Origin of the sequence: Rhodococcus sp. ARP2 (assembly GCF_001029585.1) — a bacterium.
GTDB classification, from domain to species: domain Bacteria; phylum Actinomycetota; class Actinomycetes; order Mycobacteriales; family Mycobacteriaceae; genus Rhodococcus_F; species Rhodococcus_F erythropolis.
In genome coordinates this window covers 152,015-169,317 of sequence record NZ_LEKE01000089.1, presented here as the reverse complement: position 1 = coordinate 169,317, position 17,303 = coordinate 152,015, and the positions used below count along the sequence as shown (strand labels likewise).

Below are 17,303 nucleotides of genomic sequence, written 5' to 3'. Positions count from 1 at the left end.
CTGATCGAGGAATGTCCGCAACCCGAGTTGTGCTGGACCTCGCAACGGCGAGTCCGGACACCGAGTTCAGCACTGCAGTGCTGACCCGGGCCGGCGAGATCGTCGGTGTCAGCGCATCGAGCGTTCGCGTGGCAACGGGCCGCCTGTGCCGCGAGAACAAACTGCGTCGCACCGCTCGTGGAACGTACGTCCTCAACCCGGACGGCATCCCCACCTACAGCGAGGTCGAGGGGTGGCGAACTCGTACCGATCGCATACGCCCCTGGGACGGCATGTGGATAGCCGTCGAGCACTCAGCGCTCAAACGAAGCGACCGCACCGCCGCACGAAGACACGATCAGGCGCTGCGCCTGGCGGGCTACGAGGAGTGGAAGCCCACACTCGCCGTCCGCCCGAACAATCTGCTCGGCGGCACGGACAGCGCCCGCCGCACTCTCCGCCGACTCGGCGCCGCCCCCGAATCGGCTGTCATGGAAATCGCTCACCTTGCCCCCGAGGATGATTCGACAATCCGCACACTCTGGAACTCGGAAGCACTGTTGGTCGACATCGCCGAGGCCCGTGAAGCACTCACACAGGCGCAAACACGCCTGGCGACAATCAGTCGCGAGGAGGCTGCCCGTGAATCACTTGCCTTGGGCAGCGCGGTGATCGCGGTCATCGTGCGCAATCCGCTCCTTCCGGAAGAACTCGAACCGACGCAGCCACTACGTGAACTGATCTCGCACATGCTCGAGTACCAGGACGCATCTCGCGAACTGTGGCAGTCACTGCTCCAGTTCTGATCGACTTCTTCCAGAAGGTAATTCAGTACGTTGCGCGGCCACCGCTGGCGTCGTACACAGCACCCGTCGAGTAACTCACCGCCGACGACGACAGCCAGGAGATCAATTCGGCGATCTCGTCGGCCCGCCCCATCCGTGCCATCGGCGTCAAAGACTGCGAACGAGCGAGGATGGCCGGATCGGTGCCGGCATTCATAGGACTTTCCACGGCCGCGGGAGCAATCGCGTTGACCAGCACACCGGTGGTGGCGACCTCTTTGCCGAGCGACTTCGTCAGCGCGACGACTGCCGCTTTGGACGCGGAATATGCACTCTGATTCGGGTTTCCGTCCTTGGCAGCAATACTCGCGAGATTGACGACCCGCCCCCACCCGGACGCAACCATCCCCGGCACGAACGCCCGGCACATCAGGAATGTCCCTTCGACGTTGATGCGGAACGTACGCCGCCAAGCCGCGAGGTCGACGTCGACGAGTGGCGCTGATGGTCCTACGATTCCCGCACTGTTGATCAAGATGTCGACTCTGCCGAGTCTGGTTCGAAGCGCATCGACTGCTGTCGGATCACTCACGTCGAGTTGTTCGTCCGCACCCTCGGCAAGATCTGCCGTTACCACCCGAACTCCCCTCTCCGTCAACATCTTTGCACTGGCGGCGCCGATTCCGCTCGCACCGCCGGTAACGAGCGCGGTGACACCCTCTGGATAGCCCTGCATCATCTTCACTCCCGAGTTTCTGTGCGCTACGCACTCAATTTATGTTGCAAACAGGCATAATTGCCGTCACACTGTGTAGAAATTCTGAATATATGGCGTTTGCTGTCGACGTCAAATACCTGGAGGCCTTGCCGATGGAAACCCGCTGGTTGCACGCGTTTGTCGCGGTTGCGGAAGAACTTCACTTCGGGCGGGCCGCATCACGGCTCCAGATGGCTCAGTCGCCGCTCAGCCAGATGATCCGAAAGCTCGAAAAGGACATCGGCGTCAAGTTGTTCGAACGAAGCACTCGCAGCGTCGCACTCACGTCCGGCGGACATGCCTTTCTCCCCCACGCCTATCGCGTCATCGAGAACATGGAGACGGCACGACACGCTACGCGTGCGTCGTCGGGAGGCGTATACGGACGAGTCACGATCGGGTTCACCGGAGTGCTCAACTATCAAGCACTTCCGCCGCTCACCCGCGCGTTGCGTCAGCGCTATCCGGAAGTCGAACTGACACTCCTCGGCCGAATCATGACGCGCGACGCGATCATTCAACTCGAGAGCGGCGCCCTCGACCTCGCCTTCGTCGGACTACCGGTGGAATCCGCATCACTGTCTACCCGGCTGATCCGACGGGAGGCGTTCGGCGCCGTACTTCCGATCGACCATCCCCTTGCCGAGAGGGACGCGATCGATCTCCGCGAATTGGCCGACGACGGATTCGTGACCACCCCGCTCTCGGCCGGCTCGGCCCTCCAGGAAACCGCGATGCGCGCCTGCATGAACGCAGACTTCAGGCCTCGCGTCGTCCAGGAAATCACCGATCCGTACATGATCCTGATGCTCGTTGCCGCCGGCGTCGGTGTAGCGCTGATGACGTCCGGCATGGCTGCTATCACCCCACCTGGCAGTGTGTTCGTCCCACTCACCGGCGAGCCGACGTTCATGAATCACGGAATTGCCTGGTCACCCCGGCATATGACCGATGCACTCGCCGTCGCACTGGAGACGTCCGAGGAGATTCTGCCGACGCCGGAGATTGAGACCAAAAACGTCATTATCTGAGACTCATTTAGTGTTGGACGCGCCATAGTCCTTCGTGGCACTGTCGTCTCAGCCGCCGAAAGGTGAGGGACGTCACCGATGCGTGGTGCATCACCAAACGTGCCGCCACGGTCGGCCCATCGGGACGAAAGGACTTCACATGGCACCACCGATCAACTCCACCGGGTCCACGCACTCCACTGCGGAGCACCCGAATTCGAATGCGCGCCGCGCCGCCGTTTCGGGCTTCCTCGGCAGCACCCTCGAGTACTACGACTTCTTCATCTACGGCTCCGCAGCCGCGCTCGTGTTCCCCAAGATCTTCTTTCCTGGCGGCGGCTCGACGGCAACGCTGCTCTCGATCAGCACCCTGGGCGTGGCCTACGTCGCCCGCCCACTCGGCGCAGTGCTGTGGGGACACCTCGGCGATCGGTACGGACGCAAGAACGCGCTTCTCGCCTGCCTGCTCCTCATGGGTGTTGCGACGGTCATCGTCGGTTGCCTGCCGACCTACGACCAGATCGGCATCGCCGCGCCGATCATTCTCGTCTTGCTTCGCCTTCTTCAAGGGCTCTCTGCCGGCGGTGAATCACCCGGCTCTTCGGCACTGACGCTCGAACACGCGCCGGATCACCGTCGTTCGTTCTTCACCTCGTTCACCATGAGCGGGATCATGTTCGGCATCGTCGTCTCCAGCCTGGTATTCATCCCAGTGGCGAGCCTGCCCGACGAAGACCTCTATTCGTGGGGTTGGCGAGTTCCCTTCTGGCTCAGCATCATCGTGACCGTCGTTGCGCTGTGGCTACGTCGCGCCCTGGATGAGCCCGAGGTATTCGAAGAACTCAAGGAACAGGACGAGACGGCCGGAATTCCCGTCGTCGAGATGTTCCGCTCGCACTGGCGCACCGTGATCCGTATCAGCATGAGCTCGACCTTCGCGATGATCAACACCATCGTCAACGTCTTCGCCCTGGCGTACGCCGTCGAATCCGGCTTCGAACGCTCCACGATGCTGTGGGCCATCGCGACCGCCAATTTTGTTGCCGTACTGACTCAGCCGCTGTTCGGCATTCTCTCGGATCGCCACGGGCGTAAGCCCATCTTCGTCGTCGGCGCCATCGGAGCCGGCTTGATGATCTTCGTGTTCTTCCATTCGATCGGAACCCAAAGCGTCCCCATGGTCTTCGCTTCGGGAATCGTCATGATCGGAATCTTCTACGCGATGCCCAACGGCACATACCCGGCATACTTCCCGGAGCAGTTCCCCGCGAAGGTCCGATACACCGGAATGGCCGTCAGCCTCATGCTCGGACTCCTTGTCGCCGGCTTCACACCGGCTATCGCCCAGGCGATTTCGGCCGGAGACAAGAGCAACTGGACGCCGGTTGCATGGATGTGCCTGGGCTTCGCCGTCATCTCCGCCATCGCGGCAATGACCGGACCGGAAACGTACCGCACGCCCACAGCAGAACTGGGCCAACCGAAGTCGAGCCTGCCGATCAAGCAGGACTCAGAGCTCACCAGCAACAACGCTTGACCGGACCGGCCCCTCGCGATGAATTGCCGCGAGGGGCCGTCCCCACTTATGCAGGAGAATGTCATGACTACCGAATACACACGTCACCGTATCGGCCTTGTCGGGTCGGGTATCGCCACCTCACTCTCGCCCGCGTTGCACGCACACGAAGCAGCAGCACTCGGACTCGACGATTACAGCTACGAACTGATCGATCTCGAGAACCTGAACATCTCGGTCGAGAAAACCGGTGAGGTGGTGCGTGGCGCCGTCGCGGGCGATTTCACCGGACTGAACATCACCCACCCGTGCAAGCAGGTTGTCGTGGACGCGCTCGACGAGCTGTCCGGCAACGCGCGGTTGCTCGGTGCCGTCAACACGGTTGTGGTCGACAACGGCCGTTTGATCGGCCACAACACTGACCACAGCGGATTCCTCACAGCACTGCAGCGCGGTTTGCCCGACGCCGCCTTGGACCGAGTGGTGCTTGCCGGGGCAGGAGGGGCGGGTTCCGCTGTGGCATACGCACTCGCCGCCGCCGGCACCACGGATCTTCGCATCGCAGATATTGATCCCGATCGCGCTGCCGATGTGTGTTCTCGCGTCGCCTCGGCCTTCCCTGGCACGCGCACAACGGCTTTGGCGATCGATGAGATCGCCGTCAACCTGACGACGTGCGACGGCGTCGTCAACGCATCTCCGATCGGCATGGTGGGTCACCCCGGAACTCCATTCGACCCTGCGGCGTTGCATTCCGGATTGTGGGTCGCTGACATCGTTTATCGACCGATGCGCACCGAATTGCTCGACGCTGCAGCTGCTCTCGGATGCGCGGTTCTCGACGGTGGGCAGATGCTGGTGGCTCAAGCCTCTGACACCTTCACACTCCTGACCGGTGTCGAAGCCGATACGGATCGCATGCGCAGCCATCTGAGCGAGCTGCTCTCCGAGACGGCATGCGCATGAGCACAACCGAACACCTACTTTCTCGCGAAGTACCAGGAGCACTGATGAAGGTGACTGCGCCTTTCGCCGAACCTCTCGACATGGGCAGCGTCCGCCTCCGGAACCGGTTCGTGTCCGCCCCGATGGAACGCAACTACTGCGAAGTCGACGGCACCATGACGGACGAGTACATCGCGTACCTCGCCCGCCGCGCCGAAGGTGGTGCTGCACTGATCTTCACCGAAGCGAGCTACGTGCGTGCCGACGGCAAGGGACGCATCCGGCAGATGGGCGTCGACGTCGACGAACGGATTCCCGGCATCAAGAAGATGGTCGACGCGATCCACGCACACGGCGCCCTCGTCGGAGTCGAACTCAACCACGGTGGACGCACGGCGCAGGGGTCGGTCAGTGGATTTGTTCCCGTTGCCCCGACACCGATTCCGTGTTTGGTTGTCGGCGGCGAGATGCCCGAACAACTCGACGGCGACGACATCGAGCACATCATCGAGTGTTTCGGTGAAGCTGCGGCGCGCTGCCAGCAGGCGGGCGTCGACGTCATCTCCCTGCACGGTGGCCACGGGTACTTGATCCACCAGTTCCTCTCCCCTGCTTACAATCACCGCGACGACGAGTGGGCCGACCCCACCTTGTTCGTCAACAAGGTCATCGCCTCCGTCCACGAGCATGCTCCGGGAATCACTCTGGGACTTCGATTCTCAGCCTTCGAAGGCATTGACGGCGGACTCGACGCCGAGACGACCCGCTCTCGCATCGACGCCATCGACACTGACCGACTCGATTTTCTCGACGTCTCGGCCGGCAACTACGAAGCGGGACAGTGGATCATCCAGCCCGGTGAATGGTCCCGCGGACTCCTCGCGCCGTACTCCGAGCAGTACCAGCGCGACTTCGACATCCCGGTGGGTGTGGCCGGACGCATCACGTCGCCGGAGATCGCCGCGCAGATCATCGATTCCGGGCAGGCGAACTTCGTCAGCATGGCCCGTACGTTGCACGCCGATCCGGACTTTCCGAATCGCGCTGTCGACGGTGGCCGGTACCGGCCGTGCATCGCCTGCAACTACTGCATCGACAGCCTGGCCGCCGGCCCCATTCCCTGTTCCGTCAACCCGTGGGTCGGACGTGAACTGGATCAGCCCACGAAGCCGGCTGATGCCACCGTGCGGGTCGCCGTCATCGGTGCCGGTCCGTCCGGAATGGCCGCTGCCCGCGACCTCGCACTTGCCGGTCATCGCGTCGACCTGTACGACGAACGACCCAGCCTCGGTGGCGACTTCGCTCTGGCATCGAAGCTGCACGAGTATCCTGAATACGGGCGGATCGTGGACTGGTACCTCGCGGAACTGGCCGAACTCGGGGTGCAGTTCCACAGCTCGACCAGAGCTGACGCAGCATTGCTCGCAAACAGTGACTTCGACGCGATCGTCCTTGCTGCCGGTGGGCACGGTCCCGCGACTGACCTCCCCGGCGCGCAGACCCGAACCGTCCGTGACGTGCGCGAGTTCCTGGTTTCCGGAGATCCGGCCCCCGAAGCAATCACCATTTTCGGCGCCGACCGCGAGGCTGCTGCCGTCGCAGACGATCTGCTCCAGAAGGGCACCCAGGTCGTCATGATCGGGCCGCAGGAAACCATCGCGCACGACGTCGGCCGACGCGGCAAGATCGTACTGCTGCCGCGCCTGGCCTCAAGTGAGAACCTCACGACCTACCTGAGCTCGATCGTCACCAAAGTCGACGCCGATCGGGTCACGATCTCGACAGGCGGTGTACTGAGCGAAGTCGACGCCCCCGGCGAGCTGCTGATTTCACAGGGCGTCGAGCCGCGCTCGGAACTTCTGGCCGAACTACGTTCACTGGCACCACGACTCGGGGTCCATACCGTCGGCGACGCGAGCGGTGACGGCGGATCCATCCATGCCGCACTCGTGACCGCAGCCGACGTTGCCGTCACCATCACCGCCGCCGCTGCGGCCCGTCAGGAGGTTCACGCATGAGCGCACACACAGCCGCACCGGTGGCAACTGCGTTGCCACCCATCGGACTCGGAACCTGGCCACTGGTCGGTGCCGACGCCACGAAGTCGGTACTCTCCGGAATCGAGGCCGGGTACCGCCTCATCGACACCGCCGCGATCTACGGCAACGAGGACGCCGTCGGCGTAGCGTTGGCGGAGTCGGGCCTACCGCGAGAAGAACTGTTTGTCACCACCAAACTTCGTGGAAACGACCAGGTTTCCGGTGACATCCGCGGAGCGCTCGAGCAGAGCCTGGAACGACTGGGACTGGATCAACTCGATCTGTTCCTGATCCACTGGCCGCTCCCGCGAATCGATCGTTACGTTGCGTCGTTCGAGGCGATGCTGGCCTGCCGCGACGCCGGACTGGTTCGGTACGTGGGTGTGTCGAACTTCCTCGAGCACCACCTGCGCCGCGTCGTCGCCGAAACCGGCGAGGCACCGGCAGTCAACCAGATTCAGATGGACCCGTCGCTCGCGCGAATTCCGGTGCGCCGCGCCAACGACGAACTCGGAATCTTCACGCAGTCGTGGAGCCCGCTCGGCCGCGGCGATGTGCTCGACAACGCCGTGGTCGGGGAGATCGCCGGTCGAAACGGTTGCACACCAGCTCAAGTGGTCCTCGCGTGGCACGTCGCGCAGGGTGTGGTTCCGGTCGCGCGATCAGCGAACCCGACGCGTCAGGCCGAGAACCTGGCAGCACTCGACGTGACCCTCTCCGGCGAGGACATCGAAGCACTGAACAGTCTCGACCGCGGCGAGTCTGCGGCGCGGGACGTCGAAGCAGAGGAACATTTCTGATGACGTTGAAAGTCGGAATCGTCGGCTGCGGCAAGATCGCCGGCAACCATGCCCGAGCCCTGCAGCAAGTCCCCGGCGTCGAGGTAATCGGCTGCTGCGATCCCGATCTCGGACGCGCCCAGGAGTTCGCGGCAGCGCACGGCATTCCCGCAGCCGTGAGTTCAGTGGAGCACCTTCTCGCCCTCGGACTCGACGCCTGCACCGTTTGCACGCCGCACCCGGTACATGAAGAGGTAGTCGTGGCCGCTGCCGAAGCGGGTGTACATGTGTTGTGCGAGAAGCCCATCGCGGTCGATGTTGCTGCCGCCGACCGCATGATCGAGGCCGCCGACCGCGCCGGTATCACGTTCGGGGTGCTCTTCCAACGCCGCTTCTGGCCGGCCGCGCGTCGGATCCGGGACGCCATCGACGACGGCCGGATCGGACTGCCCACGCTCGGCGAGGCGTCGGTGATCCTGCACCGCCCGTCGAGTTACTACTCGGCCGACGCGTGGCGCGGACGCTGGGACACCGACGGCGGTGGCGTGCTCATGACGCAGGCGGTGCACCAGATCGACATGCTGGCCTGGTTCATGGGCGAGGCCGTCTCGGTCAGCGGCTTCATACGCACCCACACCCACGGTGAGCACATCGAGACCGAGGACAGTGCGTCAGCTGTAATTTCCTTTGCTTCGGGCGGCACCGCCACCGTCACCGCGACTACCGGTGCCAATCACAATCTGGGCAACCGCGTGACAGTGATTGGGCGCACCGGCGCCATCGCCAGCGTCCTCGAATTTCCTGAAGGGCACGAGGGTGTCAACGAAATCTGGACCGTGCCGGGCGAAGTCGAGTTCCAGTCGCCGTATTCCGCCGACATAGACGCCAATCTCGATGTGGGAGCGGTCAATGCGGCACTCACCGATTTCCACACCTTGCAGGTTCAGGACTTCGCCGACGCGGTCCTGACCGGGCGCGAACCCGCCGTCACCGGACGAGACGCCCGCGCGTCACTTGCCATCATCGCCGCAATCTACGAATCGTCACGAACCGGGAAGGTTGTCGATCTGACATCGACACCGACCCTCGCAACAACTGCCAAGGAGCAGAAATGAGTAGCACTACCCCCCTCACCTACGACGTAGTTGTCGTGGGCTCCGGCGCAGGCGGGCTTTCCACAGCAATTGCCGCAGCACATGGCGGCGCGTCGGTACTCGTTGTCGAGAAGGCCGACACCTGCGGCGGCGCAACGGCCTGGTCGGGCGGGTGGATGTGGACCCCGCGCAACATGTTTGCCATCGCCGACGGGGTTGTGGAGGATCGTTCGGCGCCGCGGACATATCTGGAGAACCGACTCGGCGACAACTTCGACGCTGCCAAGGTGGATGCACTCCTCGACGGTGCACCGGAGATGGTCGAGTTCTTCGAACGCAAGACTGCACTGAAGTTCGTTCCCGGAGCCAAGATCGCCGACATTCACGGCGACACACCGGGAGCCGGCACGGGTCATCGTTCCGTCGGACCGAAACCGGTGAGCTTGCGAAAGCTCGGCCCCGACGTCGCGGCGCTGCTCCGTCGACAGTTGTACGAGACGTCATTCCTCGGAATGGGCATCATGGCCGGCCCCGACCTGCAGGCATTCCTGCACTCGACTCGATCGCCGAAAGCATTTGTGCACTGTGGCGTTCGCGTGACAAAGCACATGTTCGATCTCGCCACCAAGCGTCGTGGCCAGCAACTCGTCAACGGCACCGCGCTTGTCGGCATGATGCTTCGCTCAGCGCTCGATCTCGGCGTCGAGATTCGGGTGAAAACGTCGGCAACATCGCTGCAGACTGACGATGACGGTCGCGTTGTCGGTGTCCGCCTCGAAGGTCCGGATGGTGCGTACTCGGTAACTGCCACGCGCGGCGTCGTACTGGCCACCGGCGGCTTCGCCCAGGACATCGACCGCCGACGTGAACTGTTCCCTCGCACCCCCACCGGAAACGAGCACTGGTCACTCACTCCGAAGACAACCACCGGCGACGGCATCACCCTCGGCGAATCCGTGGGTGGTCGCCTCGACCGCACTCTTGCCTCCCCCGTCGCGTACTGCCCCGTCTCCATCGTTCGCTACCGCAACGGCAAGGAAGGGGTGTTCCCGCACATCCTCGACCGCGGAAAGCCCGGTGTCATCGGAGTTCTCGCGAACGGCAAGCGTTTTGTCAACGAGGCACTCGGCTACCACGACTACACACTCGCGATGGTCGAGCAGGTTCCTGAGGGCGAAGAAGTGTGCTCGTGGTTGATCGCCGATCAGCAGTATGTGCGCTATCTCCCGCTGGGCATGGCCAAGCCCCTGCCGATCCCGATCCAGCCGTACCTGCGCTCGGGATACCTGACACGGGGTCGCACTGTTCGCGAACTGGCGGAGAAGATCGGCGTTGATCCGACGCAGTTGGAAAAGACAATCGAGGCATTCAATGTCGGGGCCGTGGCCGGTGAAGACCCCGAGTTCGGTCGCGGCACAACGCCGTTCAACCGGGGATCCGGCGATACCGCCAACCCCTGGCCGAACCCGTCGCTTGCACCCTTACAGAAGGGTCCGTACTACGCGGTGAAAGTGGTGCCAGGGAGTTTCGGGACCTTCGCCGGACTGGTGACGGACTCGTCGTCGCATGTGCTCGACGACAACGACCGCCCCATCGAGGGATTGCTCGCCGTCGGCGTCGATCAGGCCAGCGTGATGGGCGGGCACTACCCGTCCGGCGGCATCAACCTCGGCCCGGCTATGACGTTCGGTTATCTGGCAGGTCGGGAACTGGCCGGAGCCAAGACAGTTGGAGCGCACGCATGACACTCTCACTCGGACTGGCAGCCCTCACAGTGCTCGATACCGCACCGATGCAGCACGTCGACTTGGCGGAAAAACACGGCTTCGACACCATCGGCATCCGCCTGATGCCCGCGGCACCAGGTACGACGGCCTACCCGCTGCACGAGGACAAGCAGGGGTTGAACGAATTGGTGCGTCGACTAGGCGATTCACCCGTTGAGGTATTCGACCTCGAAATCATCCGCCTTGCAGCCGACTTCGACCCCGCCGACTATGTTCCGCTTCTCGAAGCGGGTGCACAGCTCGGAGCCAAAGCCGTTCTGGTGGGCGGCGACGACCGCGACCGCGCTCGGCTCACGGACTCCTATGCCTGCCTCGCGGAACTGTGCGCCAACTACGGCATCGTCGCCTCGCTCGAATTCATGCCGTGGACTGCGGTGCCCGATGCGCGTGCTGCCATCGAGATCGTCTCGGCGGCAGACGGTCCGGCTCGTAGTGTCCTGGTCGACGCACTCCACACCGACCGCTCGGCGACCACACTGGAGGATCTTGCGTCCATCCCGCGCGAGTGGCTTCACTACGCCCAGATGTGTGACGGTTCGATCCCTTTTCCCACGGAGGACGCAGAGCTGATCCGTCACGCCCGAGAGGAGCGTCTGGTGCCAGGCACCGGCGGCATCGCCCTGGCCGACATCTGGTCGACCCTGCCTTCCGGACTGCCGGTCAGCATCGAATTGCCCAACGAGCCGCTGCGTCAGGCCGTCGGCACGGACGCCTGGCTGAAGCGCCTGGTCGAGGCCACGCGAGCAGTGTTGGCCTAGCGGCCCTGTGCGCGTTTAGCGAGTCCAGGCACTCCCTAAACGCGCACGGGGGCGTCAGCCCCTCCGAGCCGCAACGGCCTGCGCCAGACGGTCCAACTGCGCTGCGGTGGTGGACCAGTCGATGCACGCGTCGGTGATCGACTGACCGTAGGTGAGCTCGTCCGCCTTACCCAAGGTCAGGTCCTGACGGCCGGCCTCGATGAAACTCTCCAACATGACGCCGGCGATTCCCTGCTCGCCCTCGGTCAGACGTCGGGCAATGTCGTCCAGCACGACGACCTGACGCTCGTGGTCCTTGCTGCTGTTACCGTGGCTCGCGTCGATGACCACGCGCTCGGGCAGGTTCGACTTACGCAGGCGAGCAAGGGTATCCGAGACGGTCTCGGCATCGTAGTTCGGTCCGTCGCTGCCGCCACGAAGAATCACATGGCAGTCCGGGTTGCCCGCGGTCCGAATCAAGGCAGCCTGGCCGTCGAGATCCGTTCCGGGGAACACATGGCTCGCCGCCGCAGCGCGGGTACCGTCGACGGCTACCTGCACATCACCTTCGGTGGAATTCTTGATGCCGACGGGCATGGACAGCGCGCTGCACAGCTGACGGTGAACCTGACTGGCGGCGGTCCGGGCGCCGATCGCACCGTAGCTGACCAGGTCGGCGATGTACTGCGGCATGATCGGATCAAGGAACTCGCAGCCGACAGGCAGGCCCAGACTCGACACGTCGAGAAGCAACTTGCGGCCGATGCCGAGCCCGGTGTTGATGTCGAACGTGCCGTCGAGGTGGGGGTCGTTGAGCAGGCCCTTCCACCCGAGAGTGGTGCGCGGCTTTTCGAAGTAGACGCGCATCACGATGTGCAGGTCGTCCCGCAGTTCTTCGGCCTTGGCAGCCAACCGACGGGCGTAGTCCATCGCAGCTTCCGGATCGTGTACCGAGCACGGTCCGACAACAACGATCAAACGGTCGTCGTCACCGTTGAGGATGTTGATCGTGTCGGCACGGCCGGTCCGCACGGTTGCGGCCGCGACCTCGTCCGGAGCGTGCTGAGCACGAACAGTCGCCGGTGACACGAGCGGACTGATACTCACAGTGCGCTGATCGTCGAGGCTGTCCGAAGCTGCGGTGGTGTCGATGGTGACAGTCATGGGGTTTTCGGTTTCCTGTTCTCAGGCCGACCCCAGAGATGAAGAGAAACTCCAGCGAGCCGGTCTGTAGTCCGGCTCTTGGGTGGAGGTTGTCAGCGCGTGGTTACGCCGGCAGGCCCACCCGGGGCCGGCCTGCTAAACCAGAAATAGACGCGCTGCATGACGGCCACGATACCTCGAGTTCGGATCAGATGGGCGCGCCCGTCCACAACAAGCCGAATCCGAGGGGCGAGTCCCGTGGCACGAGTCCGTGAAGAATGGCCAAATCCGCTGAGCGGTTGGCGCTTTCGAGTAAGGCTCCGGCTGCGAAGTTCGAATACGTTGGTTAGGCACCTGCCAATGCCCGGAACATCAGATGGAGCTGCGCCTTCTCATGCCTGTGATCGAATCGACCAAAACCTTCCACCCGACGGTGTCCCCTTCTGCGACCGAAACCCCCTTGCAGTCGACAAAAGATGTGGACGACGAATTCACCCGTCTGATCGATTCCTTGACACGACGCGGGTTCCTGACCGGTGCGGCGGCGCTCGGTGCACTGGGCGCACTGTCTGCATGTTCGAGCGAATCCAGCGGCACCGAAGCCTCGGACGAGTGGGTCGACATCGTCGTCGCGGACCAGACCTACCGCCTCCCGCGGGACCCCAAGCGTGTCGTGGTGCTCGAAGCCCGAGGCGCCCTCGATTTTGCACTACTGGCCGAGTACCCGATCGTCGCGACCAATTGGGATCCGAAGTCTCAACTCATGCAGAAGGTACCCGCCGGCGCAGCTCGCCTCGGTGGGACGAACAACGAACCGAACGCCGAATCGATCCTGAGCTACGACCCCGATCTGTTGGTTGTCGGGAAAGGCTGGTGGGATTACTACCAGGACAGGGGCCTGCTCGGCACTGACATCGCCCCGGTGCTCGTCGTCGACGAGGGCACGAGGGGCTCGTCCTGGAAACAGGCCATGACCGCGCAGCTCACGGCGCTCGATCGCCGCGAAGTCGCCGAACGCGTCATCGCCCGATACAACGCCGAACTTGCTCGAGCGCGGGCCAAGATCGGTGGTCTCCTCGAAGGCAAGTCGATTGCGATCGCCGGCGCCGACAGCGGTCAGATCTGGCTGCAGAACAACACGTTCGCCGTGTCGGTTGCACAGGACCTCGGCCTGAACGTCTTGACCGACGCCGCCCATGCGGCACCCGATCGGAAGGATTCGACTTTCTACAGCCTCGAGGAGCTCGCGATCTTCGACCAGGCCGACTTCGTGTTGCTACAGAACCCCGACGCCGTCGAAGCCGAGTCGCCGACGTGGAAACGAGTCCGCGCTGTCCAGGACGGCCATGTCGGGCATCTACGATATGACCTCAACAACGGCCTCGCTCTGACTGCGATGGCCCTGGCCGCTGACATCGCCGAGCAGGTACAGGTCATGCGCTGACGTCTGTGCGGGCATTGGATCGGCGCGTGAGTGACCGGTGGGGTCACTCACGCGTCCAAACGGAATACACCTCGCACCTGGCGTACGCCGTTGATCTGCACCTCGACGGCATGTTCGCCGGCGTAGTACTTCCGGGTGCTGATCGGTTTGAAGGAATGCCTCTTCGCGATGCGGGCCGGCACCCCAGGCTCGAGCGTTCGTGTTGTCAGTTTGAAGACCTTCGGCGTCGTGGTCCCGTTGGCCTTCACGTGGTGGACGATGTAATCGATCACGACGGTGACGGACTCGCTGCCGTTGTTCGTGACAGCGAAGTCGAAGGTGAGTTCTCCACCCGCATCGACTATTTCGCGGTCGATGACGAACCCTTCGACCACGACGTCGGTGGGCGGCGAGAACCCCAGAAGAGACAGAGCATCTGGGTCGCCGGCCTTGATCAACGTCCGCAATGCATGTTTGACGATTTTCAGTGTGTTGGAATCCGGTGTCTGTAACCAACGCTTCGCAGTCGACACGGCGAGCGCTGCGTCAGCACGACTGAGATCGTTGAGATGGTTTGCGACCGAACGTCGTACGTATTCCGAATCATCCCGATACAGCTCGTCGAGAATGGCGATTGTCGACTCGGGACGCGCCGTCAATTCTTTCACTCGTCTTCCCCAGGGCAAACGAGTACGAGTGCCTTCGGTCGCCAAGCGCCGGACGTGTTCGTCTTCATGGCCGGTCCAGGTGAGTGCGATCGCCAGCGAACGGTCAAGGTTCGTTTCGAGAAATGTGCGAATTGCGAATTCGGCCGTCAGACGCGACGTCAGCTCGGCAAGGAGAGCCATTCCCTCGTCGAAGTCCGACTCGGAGCCACTTCGTGTCGCCGTGACGGCGACGGCTTCGGTCACCGGCCAGATCATCCAACCAGTGAAGGTCTCCTCTGAAAGCGCACGGCGGATGATCTCGGCGAAGGCCGGAAGATCCTGAGGCAGTTCGGCAGTCATCGCGTCCCGCACAACGCGGGTACGTTCGCCGAGACTCATACCGTCGAATTCGGATGTACTACCCCGAACGAGGGCGAGGCGTGTGTGACCGGAGGCTCGCTCGAGACAGCCTGCCAGATCGGCGACGACGGATTTCCCGAGCAGTTCGTCAGCGGTGGGCATCAGGGGCACACCGTGAGAGCGGAAATCCGATCACCGTCGAGAGAAAAATGGTGATGTAACTGGACGGGGCTTCCGGGAAAATCACCCTCGACCTTCACCGACACGACAACGGCCGAGCCTGGGGTGTTGACCGACTCGATCTTCTGGGTGAAGGTGAACGCCGTCGACACAGCGGACTTCCACGCCACGATTTCTTCGATGCCGACATACGTCCGGCCGTCGTCACGCACCACCGCGTCTTCGGTGAACACGTCACGGACGTCTCCGCCGTCGAAATATGCGCGCGCTGCGCCTGGCACCTTCGCTGAGTCGATCATTCGCGAAGAGTACTGCTGGGGTCCGACAGGTTCGGCGAACTCACTGCGCGAGCGGACGCCGCCAACTGAATCTCCATCAACAGCCTCGTCGAGGGCTCGGACAGGTCGGTATCTGTTATCTCCTCGACCCTTTTGATCCGATACCTGAGTGTGTTCGGGTGAATGCGAAGCTGCTCGGACGCGCGTCGGACATCGCCCGAATGCGCGAGGTAAACGGAGACGCTTTCACGCATGTTCGACCCGTTACGCCTGTCGTAGACGTCGAGCGCGTCGATTCTCGGATCGTGCAGTTGCTCGTCGGCCGCAATCGCGTCCATGATTTCGCCCAGCAGCACCGGAGTGCGCGAGTCCGCGAGGGTGGTCACTCGAACATCCCCCGACGTTCCGTCCAAGACCCGATCCACTTCGGCGCGGGCCCTAGCCACCTCAGTGAGCGTCGAAACCGGCGACGAGACTGCGGCCCGTAAACCCGAGGGCGACACCTTTTCCAAACGCGCGACAACTTCACGGGTCCACGAGACTGTGGATTTCACGGATTGGGTTCGCGGAAACAGCACATAGATCCGGGCGCCGAATGCACTCACCAGCGATTCACGGTGAAAGGCACTGGCGTGCAGGCGCAACGACGACACGAGCTCACCCGAAGCCGACAACACGCTGCCCCCGACACTCGCCACGCCGATCACCATCGCGGGTCCGGACATCGGGATGGACAACGAGGCCGCCAGAGAAGGAACATCGACGCCGCCGCCGAGAACCCCGAGCAAGCGCTGAACCTGTATCGCCTCGTTACTCGGCGCGTCTCGGATGCGCGAAATCAGCCGAGCTGCAATGGCCGCGGCACCGCGGAGCACTCTGTCGGCATCGCCGGCGATGGGAAGCGGGCCTTCCTGAACCCAGATCGTGCCGAGCAGATCAGAACTGAAACCGCTCTCCCCCTTGATGTTCTCGGAGATTCTGCGAATCGGAACCACCAACCTTCGCCTGATAGCGAGGTCTTCGTGCGCAGGCACCTCGACCACGTCGTCGCTTCGCCGCAAGCTTTCGAAGACGCCCCACTCCTGCAGCTTCCGGAGGTATTCCCGAGGTCCTTCACGGCCGAGGATCGACTGCCGGCGGAGCTCGTCCGCAGCATCTCCTGATGCCGAATAAGCCATGACGTGGGAACGCTCGTCCTCGATGCTGACCATCCCCCGGGTGAGTGACGCGACGTTCTGCGCCAGCTCGAACAAATCTGTGTCACTGCCGAATACAACGTCCTCCGAATCCTGACGGGATACCGAATGATCGAGCACGCCCCGGATCGTGCTGAACAATCGATCCCAACGAGCGTCCGGATGGACTGCCATCAAGGCGATCCCGGCGCGCTGTGCCGCCGCGCGCACCGACGTGTCCGAGGCCTCCTTCGACATGACGGCCCGAGGCGCTGATCCCTTCTGATCGACGCGGTTCAGCCAGGCCGCCAATTCGGCTGCGCCGATACCCACAGCGAGCCAGAGCTCAGAGGATTCGACGTCCGCGGTTCCGGGGCGTGTGAGGTCCCCGACCTCCGCGAACACCACGGAGTCGACGAAGACGTCATCACCTGACGGCGCGAAGACGAGCTCGACAAAGGCTCCGCCCAGCGCCCGAAGGACCGCGTCGAGCCTGACCTCACGGATAGGCACGTACCACCCACTTTCCGGACCGTTCCAACGCCTCAATTTCGAGAATAGTGCATTTTCCTGCGGAAATGGTTCAGCCGATCGAACAAACAGCGTCCGAGAAGTTTGGCCGATCAGCGGATTACTCGCCGACTCGTTTCGGCTTGACTGATGACGACA

At 63.1% G+C, this 17,303-nt stretch carries 15 protein-coding genes; 10 read left to right on the top strand and 5 right to left on the bottom strand.

Features of this window, described 5'->3' with window-relative positions; all coding sequences use genetic code 11:
• Positions 1-11: 11 nt before the first annotated feature.
• Entirely contained in the window at positions 12-785 is a 774-nt protein-coding gene (locus ABX74_RS24650) for a hypothetical protein (protein ID WP_047889890.1), read from the top strand.
• A 22-nt stretch (positions 786-807) separates the two neighbouring features.
• Here ABX74_RS24650 and ABX74_RS24645 read toward each other — a convergent pair whose 3' ends face one another.
• Positions 808-1,500, bottom strand: a complete 693-nt coding sequence (locus tag ABX74_RS24645) for an SDR family NAD(P)-dependent oxidoreductase (protein WP_047889919.1) — start codon at positions 1,498-1,500, stop codon at positions 808-810.
• Positions 1,501-1,634: 134 nt separating this feature from the next.
• Between ABX74_RS24645 and ABX74_RS24640 the strand changes: the two genes are divergently transcribed.
• From ABX74_RS24640 to ABX74_RS24605, 8 genes are all read left to right on the top strand, one after another.
• The gene (locus tag ABX74_RS24640) at positions 1,635-2,552 is read left to right on the top strand and encodes a LysR family transcriptional regulator (protein ID WP_047889918.1); all 918 of its coding nucleotides are present in this window, start codon (positions 1,635-1,637) and stop codon (positions 2,550-2,552) included.
• A 139-nt stretch (positions 2,553-2,691) separates the two neighbouring features.
• The gene (locus tag ABX74_RS24635; protein WP_047889889.1) at positions 2,692-4,068 is read left to right on the top strand and encodes an MFS transporter; all 1,377 of its coding nucleotides are present in this window, start codon (positions 2,692-2,694) and stop codon (positions 4,066-4,068) included.
• Between the two features lie 63 nt (positions 4,069-4,131).
• Entirely contained in the window at positions 4,132-5,013 is an 882-nt protein-coding gene (locus ABX74_RS24630; protein ID WP_047889917.1) for a shikimate dehydrogenase, read from the top strand.
• Positions 5,014-5,057: 44 nt separating this feature from the next.
• Complete coding sequence (locus ABX74_RS24625) at positions 5,058-7,010, top strand: FAD-dependent oxidoreductase (protein ID WP_047889916.1); 1,953 nt, start codon at positions 5,058-5,060, stop codon at positions 7,008-7,010.
• Positions 7,007-7,831 carry an aldo/keto reductase gene (locus ABX74_RS24620; RefSeq protein WP_047889888.1) on the top strand — a complete coding sequence of 275 codons (825 nt, stop codon included), beginning with the start codon at positions 7,007-7,009 and terminating at the stop codon, positions 7,829-7,831. Before ABX74_RS24625 ends, ABX74_RS24620 begins: the two co-directional genes overlap by 4 nt.
• Positions 7,831-8,925 carry a Gfo/Idh/MocA family protein gene (locus ABX74_RS24615; protein ID WP_047889887.1) on the top strand — a complete coding sequence of 365 codons (1,095 nt, stop codon included), beginning with the start codon at positions 7,831-7,833 and terminating at the stop codon, positions 8,923-8,925. Before ABX74_RS24620 ends, ABX74_RS24615 begins: the two co-directional genes overlap by 1 nt.
• The gene (locus ABX74_RS24610; RefSeq protein WP_047889886.1) at positions 8,922-10,649 is read left to right on the top strand and encodes an FAD-dependent oxidoreductase; all 1,728 of its coding nucleotides are present in this window, start codon (positions 8,922-8,924) and stop codon (positions 10,647-10,649) included. Before ABX74_RS24615 ends, ABX74_RS24610 begins: the two co-directional genes overlap by 4 nt.
• A complete protein-coding gene (locus tag ABX74_RS24605; protein WP_046379094.1) occupies positions 10,646-11,449 on the top strand; it encodes a sugar phosphate isomerase/epimerase family protein in 804 nt (267 codons plus the stop codon). Before ABX74_RS24610 ends, ABX74_RS24605 begins: the two co-directional genes overlap by 4 nt.
• A gap of 54 nt (positions 11,450-11,503) precedes the next feature.
• Here ABX74_RS24605 and ABX74_RS24600 read toward each other — a convergent pair whose 3' ends face one another.
• Entirely contained in the window at positions 11,504-12,592 is a 1,089-nt protein-coding gene (locus tag ABX74_RS24600) for a 3-deoxy-7-phosphoheptulonate synthase (RefSeq protein WP_047889885.1), read from the bottom strand.
• 373 nt (positions 12,593-12,965) lie between these two features.
• On the opposite strand from ABX74_RS24600, the gene ABX74_RS24595 reads away from it, so the two are divergent.
• Positions 12,966-14,015, top strand: coding sequence for an ABC transporter substrate-binding protein (locus ABX74_RS24595; protein WP_047889915.1), 1,050 nt, complete (start codon positions 12,966-12,968; stop codon positions 14,013-14,015).
• Positions 14,016-14,062: 47 nt separating this feature from the next.
• Here the strand turns inward: ABX74_RS24595 and ABX74_RS24590 are convergent, their stop codons facing one another.
• From ABX74_RS24590 to ABX74_RS24580, 3 genes are read right to left on the bottom strand one after another with little or no spacing between them, the layout of a single operon-like run.
• Positions 14,063-15,163, bottom strand: coding sequence for a DNA alkylation repair protein (locus ABX74_RS24590; RefSeq protein ID WP_047889884.1), 1,101 nt, complete (start codon positions 15,161-15,163; stop codon positions 14,063-14,065).
• A complete protein-coding gene (locus ABX74_RS24585; RefSeq protein WP_020908852.1) occupies positions 15,163-15,480 on the bottom strand; it encodes a nuclear transport factor 2 family protein in 318 nt (105 codons plus the stop codon). The genes ABX74_RS24590 and ABX74_RS24585 overlap by 1 nt, the downstream gene beginning before the upstream one ends.
• On the bottom strand, positions 15,477-17,147 hold the full coding sequence (locus ABX74_RS24580; RefSeq protein ID WP_020908853.1) for a PucR family transcriptional regulator: 1,671 nt from the start codon (positions 17,145-17,147) through the stop codon (positions 15,477-15,479). The genes ABX74_RS24585 and ABX74_RS24580 overlap by 4 nt, the downstream gene beginning before the upstream one ends.
• Positions 17,148-17,303 lie beyond the last annotated feature (156 nt).

Bases quoted from the DNA above. Each gene is read 5' to 3' on its own strand.
- ABX74_RS24650 (WP_047889890.1), top strand. From the start codon at position 12: ATGTCCGCAACCCGAGTTGTGCTGGACCTCGCAACGGCGAGTCCGGAC.
- ABX74_RS24645 (WP_047889919.1), bottom strand. From the start codon at position 1,500: ATGCAGGGCTATCCAGAGGGTGTCACCGCGCTCGTTACCGGCGGTGCG.
- ABX74_RS24640 (WP_047889918.1), top strand. From the start codon at position 1,635: ATGGAAACCCGCTGGTTGCACGCGTTTGTCGCGGTTGCGGAAGAACTT.
- ABX74_RS24635 (WP_047889889.1), top strand. From the start codon at position 2,692: ATGGCACCACCGATCAACTCCACCGGGTCCACGCACTCCACTGCGGAG.
- ABX74_RS24630 (WP_047889917.1), top strand. From the start codon at position 4,132: ATGACTACCGAATACACACGTCACCGTATCGGCCTTGTCGGGTCGGGT.
- ABX74_RS24625 (WP_047889916.1), top strand. From the start codon at position 5,058: ATGAAGGTGACTGCGCCTTTCGCCGAACCTCTCGACATGGGCAGCGTC.
- ABX74_RS24620 (WP_047889888.1), top strand. From the start codon at position 7,007: ATGAGCGCACACACAGCCGCACCGGTGGCAACTGCGTTGCCACCCATC.
- ABX74_RS24615 (WP_047889887.1), top strand. From the start codon at position 7,831: ATGACGTTGAAAGTCGGAATCGTCGGCTGCGGCAAGATCGCCGGCAAC.
- ABX74_RS24610 (WP_047889886.1), top strand. From the start codon at position 8,922: ATGAGTAGCACTACCCCCCTCACCTACGACGTAGTTGTCGTGGGCTCC.
- ABX74_RS24605 (WP_046379094.1), top strand. From the start codon at position 10,646: ATGACACTCTCACTCGGACTGGCAGCCCTCACAGTGCTCGATACCGCA.
- ABX74_RS24600 (WP_047889885.1), bottom strand. From the start codon at position 12,592: ATGACTGTCACCATCGACACCACCGCAGCTTCGGACAGCCTCGACGAT.
- ABX74_RS24595 (WP_047889915.1), top strand. From the start codon at position 12,966: ATGCCTGTGATCGAATCGACCAAAACCTTCCACCCGACGGTGTCCCCT.
- ABX74_RS24590 (WP_047889884.1), bottom strand. From the start codon at position 15,163: ATGCCCACCGCTGACGAACTGCTCGGGAAATCCGTCGTCGCCGATCTG.
- ABX74_RS24585 (WP_020908852.1), bottom strand. From the start codon at position 15,480: ATGATCGACTCAGCGAAGGTGCCAGGCGCAGCGCGCGCATATTTCGAC.